Genomic DNA, 23,292 nt, shown 5'->3' with positions numbered 1-23,292 from the left:
CGTGCCTACTGCGCTGCTCTCACGCCGGACTTCAGCTCATCTATCAAATGAGTATCCTCCATAGGATTCATGAGTTTGGCTGGGAGAGTACTCTGCACCATTGCCCCACTCCAGATATCTTTGCCGGTGAGCACAGCCGAATTCACAATCCTCGCTTCAGTCCCAACCTGGCTCGGGTCGGGTGTAAAACCGATTTGAATTGACAAACCGATAGTCTTGCCAACTCCCGGTGCCATGGTCCCCAGATTCCAGAAAATCTCACCGGTCCGATCATTGTAAATGACTGACCCCTGTCCATTCGTATAGGTCTTCAAGTAACGCACCTGACCGGGCACAGACAAGACTACTCGTGCATCCTCCAGCGCATTCAGCGTGCTCGCCACGCGGAGATTCAGCGTGTATGTTGTCTCTTGACCGACAATCGGCGGGACTGGACCAGTATTCCCATGCTCATCAAAATGGAATCCGAGCAGCTCGAAGACTGGCGCTGTTTTGACCTTGAATGCGATCCGATTGCTTGCGATAACTTTGTTCGCCCCGATCGGGGTCGGAACATCCGGACTGTCAATCCGCGCGATCGATTCGATCTCCACATTGCTCCTGCCCGACGCGGCAAAATCCGATCGCACCGGAACGGTGAAGGTGATTTCGCCACTTTGACCCGGCTCGATGTGCGAGAGGACCGCCCGATCGGCCGCTCGGAACACAATCTGCTGTTTGGCGATGTTGTAGGCCCCTCCACCTTCGTTCAACTGAATCTTGTTCACATCGAAGTACTTCGGGTCGATATCGACGGTGACGATGAGATCGCGAAGTCCGACATCACCATCGTTCCGAAATACAATCCGATACGCTAGAGACTCGCCTGGTTCGACGACCTGTTTTTCTTCATGCTCACCAATCTTCTGAAAAATGACGAGGGGCGAGGCCACGATACGAGTCTGTCGTTCGATCTCGGCATAAGACAGGAGCGAACCATCCCCTTGTGGTACTCCGACTCTGGCCCAGACACGCTTTACATCGCCCTGGAGTCCCGTCAGCACACCCCGGATTGTCACTGTGCCCGAGGCTCCCGGTGCGAGCGTCGGGAGACGCCAGATATTCTCTGCTCGCGAGGGAGCCGGATCTGATTCGCGATATGTGAAACCAGCTGGATACTCGACGACGAGCTCGAGATTACTGATGGTCTCAACACTCTCATTGCGATACGTCGCGACGTAGTCTGCGAATTGATTGTCCCCTGCCTGCTGCGGAGCCGAGAGCTCCACGACGACGGCCGAGCTCTCTACGGCAACACTGTATTGAAACTCCGTATCGATACGGCTCGACACGCCCTTCGGCGCCGCGCGCAAGGTCGCTGTGAAGAGCGCAACCTGGTCCTGCAATGATTGGAAGGAGCCCTTGATCGTGACGCTGTTTTGACTGGACTTCTTCACCGTCCCGAGCGGGAGCACGGCCCGAGTCGCGCTCATCTGAAATCCATCGGTGGATGCAAAGCGGAAGAATTCCGGATACGTGATGATGAGTTCGGCTTCATCGAGATCGACCCAGTTATTGTTCTCATAGCGGATCACGTACTCGACCGGATCATTGCTTTCGGAGCGCTTCGGGCCTGTGATACTCACAATGACGCGTTCCGGGACGAAGAGCCACCCGCTTACCTTGAAGATAACCCCCGCAGCGATGAGAGTGAGGGCGATGCCACCCAAGAGTAGTGCGGCTTTTCGCGGCAGGTGACCGAGAGGATTGTTAAATTTCATCCCGGGAGCGACCGGTACATTGCGCGTCTCTTCCCCTCCCCAAGCATCACCCAAAGGCACCACGGGGGGCGGCACGTCCGTTGATTCAGGAAGAATCGATTTCGGCTGGAAATCAGCATCTCCAGGCAGCGTCGGATCAGCCTCGCGGCTGCGACGGTGAAGCTCTTCGTTTACTTCGGTAAGCGACATAGTGTATTGCCTTCATCTTATCAGAGTCACTCGACCCAAGGAAGGCCGACGTCAGGTCCGCCCTGAACCGAGTATACTGTCATCGATACAGCTACTCAATCCCTGATCCAGCGCTGATAACTGGTTCTGAGTCGAGTGAGTTCATCTCTGGTCCGGTCATCGAGGATGATTCTCGGGATATGTTCGAGCGACTGCGCGGTCATGAGCCGGAGCGCCTTGATCGCACTCTCCGATATCGGTTGGGCGTCTTTCACCTCACGGACATGCGACTCTGACACGACACCGCCGGTTTCGAAGCTCAGGAAGAACCGCCCGCCTTGCTTCAGCCGTTCATGCGAGATACTGCAACGGCTCAATTCAAATTGGTAGCCGAGCAAGACAAAAAGTCGGAAGAAAGCCGCCTCAGTGAGCAGCCGTCCCTGGTGCATATCTTTCCCTTCGGTCGCAATACGCTCGCCGGTCTCGAGATAGGTCCGGAGGAGGGCGAAGAGCGTCTCGTCTTTCTCCTCTGGCTCGACCAAGTGATCAACCGCGGCGAAGAACTGGACCGTCTCACGCAAGAGCTCAAAGGAACGATGCAGCGCCGGATAGGATTGTTCCAGGACCGCACCCGTGATCTTGCCCACACCGCGTGTCCGGGCCACCATGATCTCGGCGAGCGTTGCTGTCTCGAGCGAACTTGCGAGTTTCGCTTCGGCTTTGCGCACCCCCTTAGCGATCGCGGTCACCTTGCCCTGCTCGCGCGTGAAGAATGTATAGAAACGGTCGGTCTCCGCCACTTCGCGCTTCCGGAGCATGATACTCGTGAATCGATATTCCATACAGAGAAAAGTGTAGCACGCAGAAAAGCGTAGCTCGAAGCGTATAAAAATTCAAAAGCCCGCCGATCATATCAGAGTGATAGATCAGACGGGCATTACGAGGAGAGGTCAGATGCCTCTCGCTCGAATCCTTACCTCTCTTAGAGGAGACGAAGGATATTCTTTACCTTGACTACATAGTCGAAGGCGGAGGGATTGAAGTTTTCATTCTTCATCCTCTGGTTCACGGCACCGGGCCCAAGATTGTACGCTGCGAGACCTCGATCGAGATTCGCACTGGCTCCGTAGTCACGGAGTACGCGCGCGCCGACCAAAATATTGGTGCGGGGATCGAAGATCTGGGCTAGGTCGATACCATAGCCACGAGCCGTCGACGGCAAGAGCTGCATCAGTCCGAGGCAGCGCGATGAGGACACCGCATTGGGATTACCTTCGGACTCCTTGATCATCACGGCGATGATCAGCTTTTCGGACAAGTCATACTGTGTCGCGGCCTCACGGATATGCTCGCCATGGAGCCTCCGAATACAGGCAGCGATATCCGAAATGCGGGTAGCCCAGCGTTTCTGCTGATTGCCGGCCATCTGGCAACTGGCAACCTGGGAACGCTCGATCAGCGTGAGGTCAGCAGACGTGAACCGAGTGGATTTCCGAGCGAGTCGGATCAGGGGAAGCGGTTCGGCTTCAGTGGGAAAAGATTGTTTTCCTGAAGAAGCCTCACTGTTACCAGCAAGCTCCCTCAGGGAAACAGACTGTTTCTCTAAAACCGAGGGAGCGTTGAGGGAACAACCATTTTTGAACTTCAGGACGGTGCGTCCTGCATAAATCCGATTCGGATTCGCGATGCGGTTGTCTCGGGCGATAACCCGATAGTCGCTACAGAAACGGCGAGCGATGTCCGAGAGCGTGTCACCCTGGCGGACATGGTACTCGATTTCATCGGATGAAACCGATGGTGTCACAGCTTGTGCCGAGGCGTCTGACACGACACCGATGAGTGCGAGAACGGCGAGGACAAGCCCCGCGAGCCAGCGCCCAATTACAGAGCTGTAAGATGGCATGATTTGCCTCCTGCGAAAGAACTCGGATACCGAGTGTAGATGGATCGGTTGTGAAGAAACTGGAGTGTCAGCGTACCACGCGGCACGGGATGAGTCAACCGAAAAAAGCCATGCAGCAAACCCCACTTTGTGTCCGCTTTCCGAAGACCACACCCCGTAAATTCTCAACTGTCTGTTTTCGATTTCCCCCGATGATACTGTTTCGTACTCCCCTCATCATCATACTTAACATCAAGTTTCAACTTTCCGGATTCATTGAACGAAACGTCGATGCGTTTGAGGCTGGTTGGCTTATCTGGGGCGGTCATCTCGAATCCGAGCTTCCCCGAAGCTGTCTCGGCAATCCCACCTTCCTCGCCTGTCCTGCAGGAGACCAACACGACCGGAGCGTCAGAATCAAAGAACTTCTCCGCAGCCTTTCTTATACCTGGTCCATTTATGATATCGCCTGTTGTAAATCGCCCACTGTCCGTTGTGAGATTTCGCTTCTTCCACTTCTCGACCTCAGCAAGATAATTTTCTTCCTCCTCTGACAGCGGGGGTGGCGATGAATACTCTCCCTTCGACCCGAGAGATACTGATGATCTTGCCCCGTGCCCGCCAACAACTGCGAACGCGATCTTATTCCCAGCAGGAGAATATTTCCTATGCAAGGCAACCAGCTGACGTGCCAGCTCTCTCTGCGAGCCTGCCTCGATGACCCGGGTTTCCAGTCCTCCCATCCGTAGTTTCAAAGCCATTTCCGCGAGCGATGTCGAATCCTGGTAAAACGCACCATTATAATCACTTTCGGGATACGCCACGATGCCGTATGGGACATCAGCATCGATTTTCTCTGCCTGCCTCAGCAGCATTTGTTTATCGTACCGGGCAAAATCTGCGATACCAAACTGTTCGTTGAGCGTCTTGGCTACGCCAGGGCGTTCTGTCTCCAGGTCAATGGCTGATCTCAAGTTACCCACATAGTTTGGAACGTATTGTTCATCACCCGCTTCTGATTTCATCTTTTTTTTCGCCTCTCTCCATTTGTCTACGGTATCAGGATCCAGACCCAACATCTCAGCGGCAACACGGGCCGTCATTTCCTGTCTCCGAACCAAACTCGAATCATCTGGCCTGACTTGTTTCAAAAGCGGCTCCTCAACTCGCTCGAAAAACTCACTCACGGTAGTCCCTTCATTGTCCTGAACCGCTTTCTCTGCCCCTATTTTCAATATCTCCCTGGCGAGATTCTGATCTTCGACTCGCGCGAGTATGTTCTCCAATGCGAGATAGAGAGATGTATCATATGACCCCTCCTTATACTCATACTCGAACTTCAACTTCCCAATATCCCCCGCATGTTTGGCAAGCCACACTTCGAGTTTCTTGCGATTCTCTCCGACTGCCGTATCGAGTGCCTCGCTCACGAGAAATAATGAATTATATAATTCCCTCTGATTACCCGTGGAGGTAGAATCCAAACTCCAATCCAGCTTATCGAGGGCGTCCAATGAACCGACTATTTCCTGAGAGAGAAATTCGGGCAATGCCTCTGGCGCCGGACCGCGCTCTTGCCAACTTCTCCCATCAACCCTGTCCCGATACATGAGATACGCCTCTCGCAAGGTTTGGAGAGCGTCTCCTGTCAATTTGTCATCAGACAGAATATCCGACAATGCTCCATCGCTATCCTGATATGGACGGAAAAACTCCTCGAAAGCGGCTGCCAACATCTCACGTTTTTCACTGCCACGCCCGGACCACCGAATGTCATCAAGCGCTTTACGAAAAGCCGTGGCCCGCATCTCGAAAGATGTTATGTCTTTGTCCACGAGCAGTGCTTCCGGCAACCGATCAGAATCAATACCGGCCTCGGGCAAACGTTCAGAAACAGACGGCCCCGTATGCGCTTCTAGCGGTTCGGGCGGTGTGCTCGGCGACGACCCCAACATAGATGGTTCGGATTTCTCAGGCATAATTCTATTCTATAGCAATCCCAAGTAATCAAGACCGAGATAGGCAATCTCGACATCCGTCATATGGCCGGTACGGATATGCGCCCGAAATTCATCGAGAGACATAAGCAAGGCCTCGACTTCCTCGCCATTATCCTCAAGTTTCGGTTCGGCCACTTTTTCACAATCGATTACAACAGCGGCATTCTTCCTGTAGGTGGCATAGGCGCTCGGCAGTACGCTTGTGATGAATGTCACGTTCCCTCGATACCCCGTCTCCTCGAGAAGTTCACGAGCGATGGCGGATTCGACATTTTCTCCCGGACTCACCCCACCCCCTGGCAGTTCAATTAACACTTCAGCCGGACCCGGACGGAATTCTCGAACGAGGATAACCTGCCAATCCTTGGTCAATGCGAGACAGGCGATACTCGAATGTCCCGTTGAGAGAAAGAAATCGGCCTCCTTGCCGTCTGGTAATCGGAACACACGCTTCTCTACGCCTCGGCCATATTTCTGAAAGACTACCTCGCGGGATAACTCCTCCCAGTTATTGATTTTTGTTTCCATTAATTTCGTTTTAGTAAGAGAGTAAACGATTCCCCTTCGATATCGACTGTCTCAGAGTAATCAGCATCAGCAAGTGCGCCCGACGTTACGGATGTCGCGAGGACTTCATGGGCGATGAGCTCATTCAATTCTGCATCCGCAAAGACAGCATCTTTGCCGGTAAAGCCAAGGGCAATGCGATCCTCCACATTGAACCCCGCCTTCTTGCGCCCCTCCTGAATCGCCCGGATGATTTCCCGCGCCTCCCCCTCGAGTTTCAGTTCGGGGGTGATTTCTACATCGAGTCCGTGAAATCCAACAAAGTCTTTATCCTGTATGTTGTCGTAAACTTTATACTCCTTTACATTCAATTCATCTTTGATTATTTCTTGCAGAAATTCTGGTAAATCTGTCGCACTTACATACTTCAAAGGCTGCCTAACCTGTATTTTCTGTACTGCTCGCTCTTGAAGGCCTGCTGATACTATGAATCGAGCCACTTCCATCTCTATTGCCAACTTCTCATCAATGAGTGAATCATCCGCAACCGGATACTCAGCGAGATGGACAGATTCTTCATCAGTGAGATTGCGATAGATTTCCTCGGCGATGAATGGCGTGAATGGTGCCATCAGTTTCGCGAGCGTGACGAGGACAGTATAGAGCGTCTGATACGCCTGTTCCTTGTCGCCGTCATCCTCGGACTTCCAGAAGCGCTTACGACTTCGGCGGATATACCAATTGGAGAGATTGTCGATAAAGCTTTCGATCTTTTGAGTTGGCGAATAGACATCGTATTTCTCGAGATCTTGATCCACTTCTCGGACAAGAACTGCGAGCTCTGAGAGAATCCAGCGATCGAGGAGATTCTTGGACAGTTCACTCTTTTCACTCGGTTCCCATTTATCAATCGTCGCGTACATGGTGAAAAACGAATACGAATTCCAGAGCATGCGGAAAACCCGATTCTGCACATCGCGCATCCCCTTCAGGTCGAATCGTTTCGGCAGTCCCGGCTGATTGATAGCGAAGAAAAACCAGCGCAACTGATCGGCGCCAAATTGATCGAACATCTCAAACGGGTCGATCACATTGCCCTTGGACTTGGACATCTTTTTCCCTTTACCATCGAGGACATGCCCGAGACAAATGACGTTCTTATACGCATTACCCGCCGGCACCTTTCCTGACTTGTTAAGGAGCGTCGCGATAGCATGGAGCGTATAGAACCAGCCGCGCGTCTGATCGATGGCTTCGCAGATATAGTCCGCAGGGAAATACTTCCCCGATTCGATGTTTCGCTTGTCATCTTCCGTGACCGCATTTGGATAGTCGAACTGTGCCAAGGGCATCGCGCCGGAGTCAAACCAGACATCCATCACCTCAGGCGTCCGCTTCATCGTTCCGCCACATGCACACACAAGGGTCACATCATCGATGTAGGGCTTATGCAGATCCTCCAATCCGCTCAATTCCTGGGCCGATGAAAGGATCTTCCGGGCATCGCATTGCTCACATTCCCAGATGGGCAATGGTGTCCCCCAGTACCGCTCGCGAGAGATCGCCCAGTCCTTCACGCCACGCAGCCATTCACCGAAACGCCCTTCCTTGATATTCTCCGGTACCCAGACAATTTTTTCGTTATTCGCGACGAGAGCCGTGGCGAGCTCGCTCATCCGAATGAACCATGACGGCTTAGCATAGTAAATGAGCGGTGTATCGCAGCGCCAACAGAATGGGTACTCATGCTCGTATTTCTCTTTCGAAAACAGGAGTCCGGCATGCGCCAGATATTTGATCAACTCGACATCGGTTGCTTGCGGTTCGTCCTTCGGTTTCGCGAGGAGCGAGGCAAAGTCGGTCACTACGCTCTCGAACATCCCGTCCAACTTCACATGATGGATGATCGGGAGCTTTTCGGCTCGCGCCAGATCCATATCGTCCTCGCCAAAGGCGGGCGCCTCGTGAGCGATACCCGTACCCATCTCAGTCGTCACGAAATCGGCGTGATAGATCTTCCAACCGTTCTCGCGATGTTTGAGCGTTTCATCCTTCGAATAGTAATCAAACAGCGGCTTATACGCTTTACCGACGAGCTCAGAGCCTTTGTATTCACCCACCACAGCGTAGCCATCATCGCCAAAAATAGTTTTCAAACGATCCTTGGCCACGACAAAGCGAACCGTCTCACTGCCGCCTTCGTCTTTCTTTTCGACCGTAACGTAATCGATATCCTTGTTCACCGCCAAGGCGACGTTGCCCGGGAGCGTCCACGGGGTCGTCGTCCACGCCAGCACCGAGGTCTTCGCTGATTCACCAACCAATTCAAATTCGACCGTCACGGAAAGATCTTTGACCACTTTGTACCCTTGCGCCACTTCGTGTGACGACAACGCAGTGCCGCAACGATAGCAATACGGAACGACCTTGTGTCCTTTGTAAACAAACGATTCGCCCGCTTCATTTTTCAGCTCCGCGATCTGCGCGAGCTGCCACCACACCGACTCGATGTACTCGTTCTCGTACGTCACATACGGATGCTCCATATCCACCCAGTACCCCATCCGCTTCGTCATCTTTTCCCAGAGGTCGCGATATTCCCAGACTGACTCTTTGCACCGCTTGTTGAATTCGATCACGCTCGCCCGCACATCACCCGGCACGATGTTCTCGATGTCCTGCTTGCTCCTGAGTCCCAGTGCTTTCTCAACCTGAAGTTCGACCGGGAGCCCATGGGTATCCCAGCCAGCTTTCCTCGCCACACGATACCCTTTCATCGTTTTGTAACGGTGGATAATATCCTTGAACGAGCGCGCTAGGACATGGTGCAATCCCGGCTTCCCGTTGGCAGTCGGCGGACCCTCGTAAAATATGAAGTCCCCTGCCGGTGAATCCTTCTTCACCGACTTCTCGAAAATCTTATTGTCTTCCCAGTACTCGACAATCTCCTCTTCGAGCTTCGGGAAACTTACTTTAGCATCAACTTTTTTGAATGGCATAGGTTATTGAAATTGTTGGTTACTTCTTATCTCTCTCGCGCCTGACGACAAGGTATGTCCCGAGCCAAGAACCCAGTACGAGCGGGACCACGTAGAGGAAATTGTCGACAAAGTTTATGACACCGAAAGCGATAAGGAGGTACATCGTCGCACCCATCGTCGCTGCTATGGCCGGTTCTTTCTTCACGATAGAGTACGTGTAGGCGACATACAATCCGTCGATGAGCATGTACGCGACAAAGACCAACAGCCCAATGCCGAGGTCAAAGTCATCCAATGAAAATGCGATGTGTTGCATGGTCCTAAAAAAACAAAAAGCCTTAACACGCTTGTGCTAAGGACGGTTCGACTAGCTCACCGTGGTACCACCTTGCTTCTCCGCCCGAGGCGGACTCATTACATAGCTATCACGGGCTAACCCGGTGAGATCTACTAACTTTTACAAGCGTTCTGCTCACGGCTCAGGGGTGATTACCCCTTCGATGCCTTTCGAAATTGTATCTCGAGCCTATCATTCCTGCCCCGAGAAATCAAGAAAAAACCGGTCTTCCTCGCGAGGAAGACCGGATCAAATCGCGGTACAAATGGATTACAACGGGACAGGCGGCGGGAAATTGACGATTATTGTCTGGTCATTCGTCACCGTCACCTGCTGGAAGCCATAGGCATCCCCATTGGTCGTCGCTCGGATGAGATACGTTCCCGCTGTGATACCGGCCAGTCGATAGCGGCCCTGCGCATCACTCACCGTCGCAGCAATCGCCGATGTCGTGACGCTACGGTAGAGTCGCACATCCCAGCCCGGGAGAACGCCTCCGAACCCGTCGTCCACAACGCCCTCGATCGTGCCGCCAGTCACGGGCACTGGGAGCAGCGCGAGAATATCGTTGACGATCCGCGTCCGGCTGTTCGTCCCACGGAGATAGGACTCCCGGAAGCCGTGACAGAGGTAGTCGTCTTCGCAGGGCTCCGTGTTGGCCGCATTCGCCGGCAACGCCAGGATGAAGAGGTATCGGGCGAAGTTATCCTCGAAGAGCGTCGTGTACGATCCGCCACTCGCTACCCGATCGCTCGGCGTCGCGACCGCGACCGTCTTCACTCGAGACCGCTCGCTAGTCGAGAGCATCTGCCACTCTTCGTTGGCGTAGAGGCTGCCCTGCGAATGCGGGACGAGAACGATGCGCCGGCCGAGTGCGAGATGCTCTCGATACTTGACGAGATGCTCATCCGTCTGGTCGCCCAGCACATAGAGCGTCGCTTCGCGCGCTACCTTTCCGTAGAGATCGTCCACAAAGGGACTGAACCACGGGAAGGCATTGCTACTCGCGAGACGGAAGACAAGTCGCCAGAATGTCTCTGGGGCCTCCCCCTCCTCCTCAGCCTTCTGCAGCCCGGCTTCGAGGAAATCAAGGTAAAGCGGCTCGTTGGTGTTGTAGACGTCGTCGAAGATGAGGCAATCCTTCGAATTGTCCGAAGTCTTCGCAAGGACTTCTTTTTCCAACTCCTTCCTTGATCTCTCGACGCCTCCCCTGGAACTATCCACCCCATTGATGTAGAGAATCGCGGTCTCTTGGGTTGGACAGGCCGCCCGGGAATACATCGGCCAGACAAACGTCAGCGCGATGAGAAGTACTTTCCAATAGCATGACATGTCACACTCTCCTTTCGTAGTCGTTTCAGTTGGGCAAAGCATCAGCATTGAAGAGGCAAGCCGCTTTCTGCCGGTTCAGACGATGGACTGCCAGGCCGGTATCCGACACACAGCCGCTCATTTGGACATCGGCCTTCCGATACGCCCGACTGCGCTCCTTAGTGTTGAGGAACTTCGCATCTAGCTCTTCTCCGGCCTTATTGCTCGCCTCGAGATCATCATTGAAGACATGGGCCAGGCAGTCGATTGCCCTATCTCCCGTTTTGCCATTCTCGCGCGTCTTCGTCTTGTCTTCATGATCGCGCAGATAGTCATTGAGTGTTCGCGCATTCTGCATCAAGGCTTCACGCTTCTTCGTGGAATCCGGATAGGCGAAGACGATATAACGCTCGATGTCATCTCGGACGCCGTTTCCATTGACATCGATTCCGAGGAGGTCCCGCTTCCCCGCTTCGCCAGGGTCCCCCGGCATGGGTATAGTCGAGAAAGTGAACTCTACTGGTAGAGACGGCGAGAATTCCTCCTTCACTGTTCCATCAGGCAGGCGCTTCAAGAGCACCAATTCCCCTCGTTTGACGCTGAGCGGGACATCAGCCGGCACCATGACCCGCAGTGTGATTCCGATCGTTCCGCCGGAACGGATCGCCCCCGGAAACTTCGGGTCTTGCACCGTGACATAGGGAGCGATATCGCCCCGGACCAGGACGGTGAGATGTGGTGCTTCGGATAGCGGCTTCGGACCGAGATTCTGGAGCGTCACCAGGTAAGAGGTATTCGTTCCTGGCACGAAGCTATCGGGTGCGAGACGATCGGGTATCCAGGCCAGATGTGGAGTCGCGGCCCAAGCCCCGATTCCGAAAAGTCCTAGGAAGGCCCCGAGAAGGAGTAGCCGCCATGTGTTCTGCCGCAAAGACATGATCATATCCTCATAGTGTATCATGAGCGCGCTCACGATATAGGTTTGTAAAAAACAGTCTGTTTCCTCATACCAAGGCAAAAGAAAAGAACCTTCTGTAAAGTTCTTGGTACCGCATGACCATACCGAAATATTTCACGTCTGTCAAGTGCCCGCGAAGTAAGCGGCTAGCTCGTTAGAGCTCGTCGGCGCGATGGGCCGACATATTGCGGTGAATAATCTCGTCATTCTTGATCGAGACGAAGAGCTCGTACTCGCTCTTCACGTGCCGGCCGTAGAACTCGAGAAAGTCGATCATGACCGGTTTCTGTTTCAGTTCCTCGGCGTACTTTTCGACAAAGAGTGAGTACTGCAAAAAGGCGTGGTCTTCGAACAAGTAGTTCAACTGAAGCGCGCTTTTGGGACTGAAGAGATAGAGGACGAATGACGCGGCCGCATAGCCAAAGGAGAACAGGAGCGGGATGAGGGTGTGGCGGATGAGGCCGTTCTCGCCATACTTCTTCGCGAGCTGCGAAAGCACGACGACATGCATCGTTTCATTGTCCTGCGAGATTCGGCTGAAACGTGAGACTTTGGAGAGATCAATCGCCTTTTGCTCGTTCGAGTAGAACATGGTGAGGAGCGTATAACTCGCCACCTCCCAGGACTGGTATGGGATGCGGGCGATCACTTCGACGGCTTTGAATTTCCCATATGACGGATCCTGACCATAGACCAGATTGCCGCAAGTGACGAGAATAGTTCCGAGGATTTTGGGGATGAGACCGACTTGGTAGTTGTCGTATGACTCTTTGTACGCAGCAAGTGCCTCCGGTGTTTCCAGTGTTTTCAACAGCGCTTCATGTCGGGCCTTGTCCATGGTGATGTTCGACTTACTGGAAATTATTCACTAGTCTATCACCCTTTCCTCGCGGTTTCTACACAGCCGGATTTATGAGTTCCGATCGAAGCTTCATCCAGAGTCGGCCAAGATGATTCTCTCCTCGACCATCTGGTCCCCGGCCCCAGAAACCATCCTCTGGTGAGTCCTCGACCAGTTCCCGTTCTCCCCAAGAAAGCAACAATCGCTGAATGCCGGGGTATCGCTCGAGTTTTGCGCGCAGTATCTCCTCCATGACAGCCAGCTTCTTCGCTGGCCAATCTGGATCACGCCGCGCTCTCGCAGCTTTCGATAGCACCTTTGCAGCATCAGGACTGGAGGCATTCCGGATCGCTTCGCTCCGTTCCTTGTCTGTTTCGAAATATTTCGCGGCTTGGTACGCATGCTCCGCGGTCGGCCACACCCGGTCACGCCAAGAAAACGACGCAGGGAAGAAGTTGGATAGTTCGTCGTGCCCGCTGTAGAAATAAAGGGGCGGGATATATTCCGCTTTCCCATTACGGGAAACCGAGAGACACGATCCCTTGGCCGGATACCAGCCGTCCTGCGAAGGCCCGACTGGCGTCCCCAATAGTTCCCCGTGTATCTCCTGCAGCGTGTCACCGTGTGAGACAATAACAATTTTCTTCCCGGAAAAGGTTCCGGCCACATCCGCTAGGAAGGACGTCACTCGCTCCCGTACATCCACATATCCTTCGACGCCGAGTTCGGGCGCTCCCGCTATGCGTCCACCATGTTCAGCCATAAAGTCGAGAAATGCCCGATAGTCAGTCTCTTCGAAATTGCCGAAGCGCACCTCACAGAGTCGCTCATCAATTGTCAGTGGGATACTGAGAGCGTCACGGAGAATCTCGGCGGTCTGCTGAGTGCGCAAGACCGGCGAGCTGATGATAAAATCCGGCTGTTCGTGCTCGAGAAACACCGCTGTCTCACTGACCGCCCGTCTGCCACGCCGTGTCAGTGAATACTCGCGTTTGCCACCGACCGAACTCACGATACCAAGGACATTGGTTTCCGCCTCACCGTGGCGGACGAGGTAGTAAACGTTCGCTTCGTACTTAGCTACCATACATTTTTTCGATTGCTTCGACCGTGTGATAGATATCGAGACCGACTGCAAAGATGAACGCCCCGACAACTATGACATAGAGTTTGGCAGCAAAGAAGAGCATGTACACATCCTCACGGACTGGTTTTTTCGACATAGCGTTTGTCTTTTTGTTTCAAGAAATCTATAAAGACTTATTGCCCGTGGTTATACTACATACATATAATGTTTTTTATCTGGGAGGTCAGCACTCATTCCGGGATTCTCATTTAACCTCAAGACCGGCGCATGTCCCCGCTGCTTCAAGAATACATTGAGCTCCAATAATGTCGCAACATCACAGACCTCATTCTTATAACCTTGCGCATCCGAACCACCACTAAACCAAAGTTGCTTTGCATATGGTAAATTCTTTACATCGATAAAAGGATACCTCTCTAGGGACGACTGAGAGTTACATGTACTTCCAAATCTCACACTGTGGGCCAATCCCGGATACACACTGAATTGAACGTCCATAGACCATTCATCATAGCCCCTTAATTCCGGGTCAACGGTTGACTTCTCATACTCGGCAGTCTTCAGATTCCTTAAAACACCTTCCTTCAATGCATCCGTCATATTTGGTTTTAATGTCCTAATGCCATCTGCTCTCGTTGCTATTCTCACAAGTTTATCTGAGAAAAAGGCCATGATATCCTCCGCCAATCGGGCATTATCCGATGAAAAAACAACGAGCTCCGTATTATTATCAGCAGGAATATAATCCGCTGTGGCTGACTTCATCAAAAGCGTCTTCTTGCCGGCGCTACCTATATAAGAACTCTTAAAAATACTCATTGCCAGTGGTGTTCGGGCCTCTCCACCCAAAGATTCTCGTTGCCGCTTTAGCTCAGAAAGCAATGCGGTGCCATCATACAGGGTGAGATACACATCACGGCCACTCTCAGGCATCTTATAGATTTCAGGGAGTTGGAATCTACGCAATTCGCGAGAATCCTCAAACGCTTCATCCGCCGATTGATAATCCTCGTGGCGAGGAGATGACAAAAGCTTTTTCGCATTCCCCCTGTCAGGACTTACACTTATTGCTGTCGCATTTTTTTTAATTTCAAGTGCTTCATCTTCGGCCGCTTGAAGTGAATACTTTTCCATATTTTTTACATCTCAAAGGCAAAATTACATTTTTTCCGGCGCACTCACGCCCATCAGCCGGAGCGCTTCAGCGAGCACCGTTTTCGTCGCACCGATAAGTACCAACCGTGCGCTCGAGAGTTCGGGATTCGTCTCATCGATCACTTTACAATCAGCATAGAACGAATGCAGCCTATCAGCGAGCCGGACCGCATACTGCGGCAACTGGTGCACAGTCTTTTCACTCGCCATGCGTTCAACGATCTCCGGGAAGGCCAAGAGTTCGCGGATGAGTAGGCGCTCCTTCGGATGAACGAGGAGTTCGAGATGCTCTGATGAAGCCACGAGGCTCGCCTCAACTGCTTTCCGCTCAACACTCGAGAGACGAGCGAACGCGTACTGCACATAGTACACCGGATTCTTTTCACTCCGCTCTTCGGCGAGCCCCAAATCGAAATTCATGTGCGTATCAGGCGAATACATGAGGAAGAAGAAACGGGCGACATCATGCCCTACTTTCTCGATGAGTTCATCGATCCCGACAACATTTCCGGCCCGCTTCGACATGCGGACCTCGACGCCGTCTTTCACCAACTTCACGAGCTGCACGATGAGAAAATGGATCTCGCCCGTGAATCCGAGCGCTCGAGCCACGGCTTTGAACCGGTTGATATAGCCATGATGGTCCGCCCCCCACGTTTCGATGAAAGTCGTGAATCCCCGTTCCATCTTGTTCAGGATGTACCCGGCATCCGAGGCGAAGTAGGTCTTCGAGCCGTCGCTCTTCACCAGCACCCGGTCCTTGTCATCGCCGAACTCAGTGGTACGCAGCCACAACGCTCCCTCTGATTCGAAAGTAAGTTTCTTTTCGGAAAGAATGCCGAGAGCTTTATCGACATACCCGTCTTCGATCAGTTCCTTTTCCGAAGTCCAGACATCGAAATGTACCCGCATCGTGTCCTGCACGATCGGTTGAATCAAATGTTCAAGTATGTGTTTGGCTGCTCGTTCTCCCACCTCCCGAACCGAAAGTTTCGAATTTCTAATTTCTAATTTCGAAATTATCTCATCAATGTACTCCCCACCATAGACCGCCTCGCTGTCTTTCAAGACACTGTGACCGAGCTTCATCACTTGCTCCCCGGCATCATTCACATAGTATTCGTTCGTCACATCGTAGCCGGCCTTCTTCATGACGCGCGCGAGACTATCAGCATAGAAGCCGCCGCGGCCATTGCCGAGGTGCAGCGGTCCAGTCGGATTGGCCGAGATAAATTCATTGTTGACTCGCTCCCCAGCACCCTGCATCGAGTTCCCATAACGGCCACCTTCTTTCAATATGTACGCAACCGTTTCAGCATACGCCGCATCACTCAGATAGAAATTGATATGCCCCGGTCCAGCGATTTCAACACTTCTCAGGAAATCAATATTCTTCGAAACAATTCTCTCCTGTATAATTTCCGCCAAGGCTCTGGGACTATTCACTTTCATTGCTCCCCGAGCTACTACAATACCTTCGTCCGCGTGACCATCAAGCACGTGCGTAAAACCGGCGTAGGCTGTTAGCGCTACGTTGCTCGTATAGTCTCCAAATTTCTCTTCTGTGGGCCGTTCAACCTTTACCTCCTGGTTTCCATGATATGGAAACTCTGAAGAAAGTTCGCTCAAGACCTCACTTAGTAAAAGGGCAATTTTTGCTTTCATGCTCCCTATCGTAGCCAAAAAAAGCCAAAAAGTGAAGCTTTTTCATATTGCAAACAAAAAGAAAACTGCCGCATACCCCGGTTGGGACATGCAGCAGTGATGGATCGGGCGGCTTATTTGATTCTTGAGCCAGGATCGCCAGAGGCATTTGCCATCCTCTTGATGATTCGGTAGGCTTCATCGATCTTCTGAGGGAGCTTATCCGCATCCCTGTTCAAAAGCGGAATCGCAATTTGGAATTCGAGCCCCTCCTTTGGCTTGAAAGCACGAACGAAAAACGCCTTGTGGGCCGTACTTGACTCTACCGAAAATGCGACATCGTGCCGAATCTTTCCTTCTTTGAGCGGTACGACCGATGCGTACTTTCGAGCGGTGAGAACTTGCACCGCCATCCGATAGTGTCCCTTCACTTCTTCGCAGCCTTCCATCGGTTGGCCATTGAAGATCAAGCATATCGCTGCAACCGCTATTTGGGCACCGTCGGGGCGCCTCAGGTCCGTCGAGAGTCTCTCGGTGCGAAGAACGGAAATGTCGAGGACTTCCGCTTCGCTTGTCTTCGTCTGACCGAATGCGGAGGAAGTGGCAGCGACAAGCCCGATGACGATGCCCGCAAGAAGCATGCCAAAGTGGAAAAGCTTCCGTGTGGTTTCAACGGACGGGGTCAGGGTAGTAGCGTTCATGGTGAACTCCGGTTGGTTGTGACCAGTAAAGGCCAGGTTGAATTGGTAAAGAAGAGCCGAAAAATCTTCGACTTGACATATTAGCATATCTCGTATATTCTGTCAACTACCAGGAATTATTGAAGAATGGCTTTATAGGGCCATATCTGGTATACAGAAGTTGACGAAATGGTATGAAGCCGACCAAGGAAATCGCCTACAATCGCCGCGCGACCTTTGATTACGCCCTCCAGGACCGGTACGAGGCGGGTTTGGTCTTGACCGGCGGCGAAGTAAAGAGCGTGAAAACCGGCCATGCGAGCCTGAAGGGTGCCTTTGTCACCGTCCATGGTACCGAACTCGTCCTGACCAATGCCCTCATCCCTCGCTATGCGAGGGCAAGCGTGAAGATCCACCATGAGGATCGCCGGCCGCGTACCCTCCTCCTCCGCCGATCAGAAATCCGCTCACTCATCGGGAAATCCCGCACCGAAGGCTTGACTTTGATCCCGATTCGTCTGTATATTAAGAGGCGACTCGTGAAGCTTGAATTCGCCGTCGGTAAGGGGAAAAAGCAGTTCGACAAGCGCGCCGACATCGGCCGTCGTGAGAGTGACCGCCGCATCCGCCGCGAGATGAAAAATTACTAGACTGCTGCCGCCCGGAATCCTCTTCAGAGTATTGCGGACGGGGGTTGTCTAGACTCGACAGGGCGTACTTTTAAAATAGGCAAGCCGACCTTGAGGGCATGGTCGTAAAACTCGCTCTCACGATGATAAATGCAAACTTCATCACCAAAGCAAAGAACGCAATCGCGCAAGCATTTGCTCCGTCTTTCGCTCCTGCTCTCGCCTAAAGTTAGGTGAGAGAGCCCAGCCCGCAAGGGCTACGCTCCAGCGTTGCTGGCGGGCATCGGACTCCTCATTCTCGATAAGGATTTCTCCGGTGCCATATCATCGAGGCGACGCGAGGATATTTCCTACTCCTTCATTCTCAAGTTGTATTGCAAAGGAGCAGCGTTCGGAAGGATTTTGTCAGCTTTCTACCTTCTGATCGTACCCAAAGCCGACTACGCTTGTAGACTATTTTAGATACTCGTTACTGGACATGGGTGCAATTCCCATCAACTCCACCAATTAAACTTAGCTTGTAGGTTGTAGTAATAAAGCTTGTACGGACGACGGTTCGCCGAACCCGAAAAGCTAACCACTACCAACTACCCGCTACCCGCTACCCATGAGACGCCGCAGGCACCACAGGCCAAAACCGAAAGTCGTCATCAAGCAACGGTACCGCGTGAACGAGCAAATCCTCGTCGCGGAGGTTGTCGTGATCACTGAGGAAGGCGAGAACCTGGGTACGATGGCGCCGGCCGCTGCGATCATCCTCGCCAAGGAGAAGGGGCTCGACCTCGTCGAAGTCTCGCCGCAAGCCATCCCGCCAGTCTGTCGTGTCACCGACTACGGCAAGATGCAATATCAGCAGGCCAAGCAGGCACAGGCGGCCAAGGTGAAGCAGAAGAAGGTCGAGACCAAGGGCGTCCGTCTTGGCTACCGGACCGAAAAGCATGACTTGTTCTTCAAGAAGACCCAGGCAGAAAAGTTTATGCTGAAGGGTAACAAGATCAAGATCGACCTAATGCTCCGCGGCCGCGAGAAAGCGATGGGTGACAAAGCCAAAGAGAATCTCCTCGCTTTTGTGAAAACGATCACCGTCCCCCACAAGATCGAGGAGAATGTGACTCGCGGACCACGCGGTTTCAGCATTCTCATCGCTCCGGAATAATTATAATAACCCACCACTAACCACCCACGACCCACCACTCGCATCCCCGACAATCGTCTTCTGTATTTGTTGTCGGTTGTCAGTGGTTGGTTGTCAGTTAACCCTATGCCCAAGATGAAGACGAAGAAGAATGTCTCGAAGAAATTCAAAGTCACCGGGACCGGGAAATTGAAGCGCCGCTCGACCGGCCAGAACCACTACAATACCCGGGACACTGGCAAGGCCACTCGAGCCAAGCGTGCCGACCATGTCGTCTTGGCTGTCGATGTGAAGAACGTCAAACGGGCCCTCCGACACGCCTAGCCACAACAGAAGAGGGAAGGGATTTGACTTCTCCGCCCTTTTGAGACAGAATAGAGCATTCCTAATATCGATTTTTCCACCGTATGTCCCGAGTCAAGCGCGGCGTGATGACCAAGAAGCGCCACAAGAACATCCTGAAGAAAGCCAAGGGCTACCGTTGGGGCCGCAAGAAGCTCTTCACCAAGGCAAAGGAAGCCGTCATCAAAGCCGGAAAATATGCCCGCCGTGACCGCCGTGCCAAGAAGCGTACCTTCCGCGCCCTGTGGATCGTCCGGCTCAACAATGCCCTCCGGGAAAACGGTACGACCTATGCCAAATTCATCGCCCTCCTGAAGACCAAGACCATCGCTCTCGATCGGAAAGTCCTCTCTGAGATGGCGGTCGAGAACCCCACCGTGTTTGCCACCCTGGTCAAAAGCGTGCTGGCAAAGTAAGCACCAAGATACTTTCAAGATTGATGAAAAAACCCGCTCACGCGGGTTTTTTCATTGTCACGATCAGTCTCCAGTCCTAGCGACGATTACTTGAGCAACGCGTCCACCGTAGACTGCATGTCCTTGAAGCTAACCGCGCCAGCAAAATTGGTCTGGTTGATGAAGAAGCTTGGTGTCCCACGGAAGCCAAATTGCTGAGCCACGGCCATATCGTCAGAGATTCGACTGTCGTATTTGCCACTCTCGAGACAGGCTTGCATCTCACTCGCGCTCACCGCACCCTTCAAAAAGGTAGCGAGCGTGCCAGCCTTTGCGACATCATTCTTCACATCATTGTTCAGGAGACCATACCCCGTCTCATTCATGAGAAGATCATGAACCTCCCAGAACTTCCCTTTCTCGTGAGCGCAGTATAGGGCTTTGGTCGCCATCTCACCATTGCCGTGCCCATTGGCATAGAGCCAGACGAAACCGGCCTTACCGGCATCAACGAGCTTTTTCATTTCAGGCACTGGTGCGATATAGGTCCCACCTTCCTTCACCATGACAAACTGACCCCCGACTTGCTTATTGAGGCTCGGGTTTTTTCCGGCAGCGACATGACAGAACGGACAACTCGGATCGCTGAATTCGACGAACAGCACCTTGCTATCCTTGTTTCCAAAGGCCAGGTTCTTCGAAGTAAAGAGGGTCTTCACCTGATCGAGCGTCACAGTGGGCTGGGCCGCTGGTTGGGCCGCCGCCTGTTGCGCAGCTGGTGTCCCAGCTTCGACTAACTTCCCTGGTTTCACGGAGACGAGGAGACTCGCCGCGACCATGAGGCCCGAAAGAAGCACCGCGCCCGCAACGATCCAGGCCCCTTTCTCTTCTCGGTCACCCCCGTGACGACACTGGCCGGCGGCCTTGCCACCACAACAGGACTTTTCTCCCTGCACATCCTCTCTCTCAGGGATCGGTTGCATCTCATCCATACGCCTCGACAGTCTAAAGAATTAGCCTTCCCAGTATACCATCACACCAAATACGTCACTATATATCACCCTTCTGCAGGGCTATTAGCAGGGTTTATACCATACTTGCGGCCGCAGCATGGTCGAAAACCCATTCAAATCGTAGCTGACGGTGGGGCCGCCGCCACCGGAGGGCCCAGTTGTTTGAAACGGCGATAGTCCTCGGCCACGAAACGAATTGCCGTGGCAAGGGGTGGAAGGAAGTTCTTCCAAGCGAGTGCCTTCAGTAACCCATACGAACCGAGAAGAACAATGATTTCAACAATGACAAATACCGGTGCACCCTTGACGAGGAAGCGGTGAATAATAGCGAAGGCGAACATAAGATAGACCGACCGATGGAGCAACTTCCACTTCGTCCCCAGGAACCGCTGAGAGAGCGCATTCGAGGTTAGGAGAAGCGGTAAGGTCAGAGCATAAGCAAGAATCCCGAACGTATACCGCGGATCATCTCCCCAAAAATTCCCGGCCAGCATCGGCTGGATGATGAAATCCGCCCAGTCGGGATCGATGAGATAACCGACACCGTGCACCGTCGCGAGATACCCCATCATGATGCCGAGCTCGCGCCGCAGCATCATGAGCTGAATAAGGAGCCGCATCCGGAAGATCTTCGACAAGGGGCTAATGAAGAGAATGACGATGAGGAGATTGGCTGCGAGCTCGCCGAAATCCTTGCGCATCTCAGGGAAAAGAAAGCCGAAGAGTGAAAGATGCGCCAAGACCAAGAGGGTTCGCTTCACGGCGAAGATATGCTTCACCAGGAAATCGCTCACCCAGTCATGCAACTGATAGCCCCAATGAAGGATCGGCTGTAGGGATTTGAGAAGGTTTTCCATAACAACATTGAGACTATTTACTTCCTGACTTCGGGGTTGGTTCCTGGGACCGCGGCCGGTTTGGCTGACTCGAGTGAGTGCTGATAACGGAAGAAAAGCACGAGCACAAGCGTCAGGATGATGCACTGGACGAGACCAAGGATGAGAATGGTTTGAGTCGAAAGTTTCATACAGGCATCCTCATCATACCGAAAGCACTCTCGGCCGTACAGCGAATCATGCCCAAACTAAGCGAAGATATGCTATCCTACAGGAAAAAGAACATGCCTGAACCCGCTCTCGCTCCCACCAAACAGTCGGTCGATCCATTGATTGTGATCGACAAGCTTCGCATTATCTACAATCGCGGCAAACCGAATGAGATGCGCGCACTCGAGGAGACAAATATCTCGATCTACCCTCAGGAGTACGTGATCATTTTTGGGCCATCCGGCTGCGGCAAGTCGACCTTGCTCTATTCGATTTCCGGCCTCCAGTCTGCCACCTACGGCGATGTCTTCATCAAGGGCAAACCGATTTCCAAAATGACAGAACGCGAAACGCTTGACCTCCATCAGAGCACGCTCGGGATGGTTTTTCAGGCGTTCTACCTCATCCCGTCACTCGATATCCTCGACAATGTCTGCCTCCCACGCGTCTTCCGCGGTGAAACGCCGGCCGAGAGGAAGAAAGACGGCTTTTCACTCCTGCGCCGTTTCGGTATCGCCGAACAGGGCGATAAGATGCCGAATCAGCTCTCGGGCGGTCAAAAGCAGCGTGTCGCCATCGCCCGCTCTCTCGTGAATAATCCCGATATCATCCTGGCCGATGAACCGGTCGGTAACCTCGACTCCGAGTCCGCCCAAAATGTGCTCGATATTCTGAAGGAGCTCAACGACGTCGACAAGAAGACCGTCATCATGGTGACACACAATCCGGACCACCTCGTCTACGCTGATCGTGTCATTCACATGAAGGATGGTCGTGTTATCAAAGAACAGGTCTTCAAGGAAAAGCGGCCAATCCTGAAGGAGAAGAAGATGGAAGACTTCCTCATGGAAGAAAAGGAGGAGAACAGCGAGCTGAAGATTCTCATGAACTCTTTCAAAAACCTTTTGCCACAGCAAGTCGACATGCTCCTCATCCCGTTCAAAGCCAAACAACTCCTCGCCCATCTCCTCTCCGAACTTTCTGATGAACAGGTCTCGATGGCCGAAGCCTTCCTGAAAGAGCTCCTTTTCAAGAACATCGACGTACCGCTCTTCACCAATCGGCTCGATCTCGAACTCGATCAGGGTGGCGCTGGCTGGAATAAACTGCGTGCTATCAAATTTGCCAAACGGGTCGAAAATATCTTGAATATGACCCAGGCACTCCGCACCACGACCGACGAGGGTGCCGTCGCTCTCGCGCTCTATCTCGAAAAAGAATTCCATCTGAAACTCTCCGATGAAGCCCGACTGCGGCTCCAGGCAGCACTGAAGCTCCGACTCGAGAGCGCGATCGGCCAAATCGAGCTATCCAGAAAACTTGATAAGTCCATCATCCAAGGCGGCGTCGGCCTCCGTCGCGACACGGTCGAGAAGATGACTCGCGAGATCGAAATCATCATGCTTCTCAAATACAGCTAG

23 protein-coding genes and 1 other RNA gene are annotated in these 23,292 nt (G+C 52.8%); 6 read left to right on the top strand and 18 right to left on the bottom strand.

The genetic code is table 11. From position 1 onward, the window contains the following. Positions 1–5: 5 nt before the first annotated feature. The 15 genes from IPJ68_00320 to IPJ68_00250 form a co-directional block, all read right to left on the bottom strand. Positions 6–1,949 carry a hypothetical protein gene (locus IPJ68_00320; GenBank protein ID QQR78721.1) on the bottom strand — a complete coding sequence of 648 codons (1,944 nt, stop codon included), beginning with the start codon at positions 1,947–1,949 and terminating at the stop codon, positions 6–8. A gap of 95 nt (positions 1,950–2,044) precedes the next feature. Then, a complete protein-coding gene (gene recO / locus IPJ68_00315; GenBank protein ID QQR78720.1) occupies positions 2,045–2,770 on the bottom strand; it encodes a DNA repair protein RecO in 726 nt (241 codons plus the stop codon). 140 nt (positions 2,771–2,910) lie between these two features. Continuing rightward, a complete protein-coding gene (locus IPJ68_00310) occupies positions 2,911–3,831 on the bottom strand; it encodes a transglycosylase SLT domain-containing protein (protein QQR78719.1) in 921 nt (306 codons plus the stop codon). Positions 3,832–3,995: 164 nt separating this feature from the next. Next, the gene (locus tag IPJ68_00305; protein ID QQR78718.1) at positions 3,996–5,789 is read right to left on the bottom strand and encodes a hypothetical protein; all 1,794 of its coding nucleotides are present in this window, start codon (positions 5,787–5,789) and stop codon (positions 3,996–3,998) included. 9 nt (positions 5,790–5,798) lie between these two features. Continuing rightward, a complete protein-coding gene (locus IPJ68_00300; GenBank protein ID QQR78717.1) occupies positions 5,799–6,338 on the bottom strand; it encodes an NUDIX hydrolase in 540 nt (179 codons plus the stop codon). Then, on the bottom strand, positions 6,338–9,316 hold the full coding sequence (locus tag IPJ68_00295) for an isoleucine--tRNA ligase (protein ID QQR78716.1): 2,979 nt from the start codon (positions 9,314–9,316) through the stop codon (positions 6,338–6,340). The genes IPJ68_00300 and IPJ68_00295 overlap by 1 nt, the downstream gene beginning before the upstream one ends. 19 nt (positions 9,317–9,335) lie before the next feature. Then, the gene (locus tag IPJ68_00290) at positions 9,336–9,614 is read right to left on the bottom strand and encodes a hypothetical protein (protein ID QQR78715.1); all 279 of its coding nucleotides are present in this window, start codon (positions 9,612–9,614) and stop codon (positions 9,336–9,338) included. A gap of 291 nt (positions 9,615–9,905) precedes the next feature. Then, complete coding sequence (locus IPJ68_00285; GenBank protein ID QQR78714.1) at positions 9,906–10,967, bottom strand: carboxypeptidase regulatory-like domain-containing protein; 1,062 nt, start codon at positions 10,965–10,967, stop codon at positions 9,906–9,908. Between the two features lie 25 nt (positions 10,968–10,992). Then, positions 10,993–11,889, bottom strand: coding sequence for a hypothetical protein (locus IPJ68_00280; protein QQR78713.1), 897 nt, complete (start codon positions 11,887–11,889; stop codon positions 10,993–10,995). A 169-nt stretch (positions 11,890–12,058) separates the two neighbouring features. Continuing rightward, positions 12,059–12,742 carry a hypothetical protein gene (locus IPJ68_00275; GenBank protein QQR78712.1) on the bottom strand — a complete coding sequence of 228 codons (684 nt, stop codon included), beginning with the start codon at positions 12,740–12,742 and terminating at the stop codon, positions 12,059–12,061. Positions 12,743–12,800: 58 nt separating this feature from the next. After that, positions 12,801–13,832: a DUF1768 domain-containing protein gene (locus tag IPJ68_00270; protein QQR78711.1), complete on the bottom strand. Its 1,032-nt coding sequence runs from the start codon at positions 13,830–13,832 to the stop codon at positions 12,801–12,803. After that, entirely contained in the window at positions 13,822–13,968 is a 147-nt protein-coding gene (locus IPJ68_00265) for a hypothetical protein (GenBank protein QQR78710.1), read from the bottom strand. Before IPJ68_00265 ends, IPJ68_00270 begins: the two co-directional genes overlap by 11 nt. 50 nt (positions 13,969–14,018) lie before the next feature. Then, positions 14,019–14,966, bottom strand: a complete 948-nt coding sequence (locus tag IPJ68_00260) for a hypothetical protein (GenBank protein QQR78709.1) — start codon at positions 14,964–14,966, stop codon at positions 14,019–14,021. A 24-nt stretch (positions 14,967–14,990) separates the two neighbouring features. Then, complete coding sequence (locus IPJ68_00255; protein QQR78708.1) at positions 14,991–16,433, bottom strand: arginine--tRNA ligase; 1,443 nt, start codon at positions 16,431–16,433, stop codon at positions 14,991–14,993. Between the two features lie 332 nt (positions 16,434–16,765). Beyond that, positions 16,766–17,419, bottom strand: coding sequence for a hypothetical protein (locus tag IPJ68_00250; GenBank protein QQR78707.1), 654 nt, complete (start codon positions 17,417–17,419; stop codon positions 16,766–16,768). A gap of 86 nt (positions 17,420–17,505) precedes the next feature. On the opposite strand from IPJ68_00250, the gene smpB reads away from it, so the two are divergent. The 5 genes from smpB to rplT all read left to right on the top strand — a co-directional run bounded on the left by smpB (position 17,506) and on the right by rplT (position 19,833). Beyond that, the gene (gene smpB / locus IPJ68_00245) at positions 17,506–17,961 is read left to right on the top strand and encodes an SsrA-binding protein SmpB (protein QQR78706.1); all 456 of its coding nucleotides are present in this window, start codon (positions 17,506–17,508) and stop codon (positions 17,959–17,961) included. 40 nt (positions 17,962–18,001) lie between these two features. Next, positions 18,002–18,446: a transfer-messenger RNA gene (ssrA, locus tag IPJ68_00240) on the top strand. A 161-nt stretch (positions 18,447–18,607) separates the two neighbouring features. Further along, positions 18,608–19,096 (top strand): translation initiation factor IF-3, encoded by a 489-nt coding sequence (gene infC, locus IPJ68_00235; protein QQR78705.1) that lies wholly within the window; start codon positions 18,608–18,610, stop codon positions 19,094–19,096. A 105-nt stretch (positions 19,097–19,201) separates the two neighbouring features. After that, positions 19,202–19,399 carry a 50S ribosomal protein L35 gene (gene rpmI, locus IPJ68_00230; GenBank protein QQR78704.1) on the top strand — a complete coding sequence of 66 codons (198 nt, stop codon included), beginning with the start codon at positions 19,202–19,204 and terminating at the stop codon, positions 19,397–19,399. A gap of 83 nt (positions 19,400–19,482) precedes the next feature. After that, the gene (gene rplT / locus IPJ68_00225) at positions 19,483–19,833 is read left to right on the top strand and encodes a 50S ribosomal protein L20 (protein ID QQR78703.1); all 351 of its coding nucleotides are present in this window, start codon (positions 19,483–19,485) and stop codon (positions 19,831–19,833) included. An 86-nt stretch (positions 19,834–19,919) separates the two neighbouring features. Here rplT and IPJ68_00220 read toward each other — a convergent pair whose 3' ends face one another. The 3 genes from IPJ68_00220 to IPJ68_00210 form a co-directional block, all read right to left on the bottom strand. Next, positions 19,920–20,804, bottom strand: coding sequence for a DsbA family protein (locus IPJ68_00220; protein ID QQR78702.1), 885 nt, complete (start codon positions 20,802–20,804; stop codon positions 19,920–19,922). 134 nt (positions 20,805–20,938) lie between these two features. Further along, positions 20,939–21,682 carry a ferric reductase-like transmembrane domain-containing protein gene (locus tag IPJ68_00215; GenBank protein QQR78701.1) on the bottom strand — a complete coding sequence of 248 codons (744 nt, stop codon included), beginning with the start codon at positions 21,680–21,682 and terminating at the stop codon, positions 20,939–20,941. Positions 21,683–21,699: 17 nt separating this feature from the next. Then, positions 21,700–21,852, bottom strand: a complete 153-nt coding sequence (locus tag IPJ68_00210) for a hypothetical protein (protein ID QQR78700.1) — start codon at positions 21,850–21,852, stop codon at positions 21,700–21,702. Between the two features lie 93 nt (positions 21,853–21,945). Between IPJ68_00210 and IPJ68_00205 the strand changes: the two genes are divergently transcribed. Further along, positions 21,946–23,292, top strand: a complete 1,347-nt coding sequence (locus IPJ68_00205; GenBank protein ID QQR78699.1) for an ABC transporter ATP-binding protein — start codon at positions 21,946–21,948, stop codon at positions 23,290–23,292.

The organism is Candidatus Moraniibacteriota bacterium (genome assembly GCA_016699425.1).
Lineage (GTDB): Bacteria > Patescibacteriota > Minisyncoccia > Moranbacterales > UBA1568 > SSEF01.
This window is presented reverse-complemented; position numbering and strand designations above follow the sequence as displayed.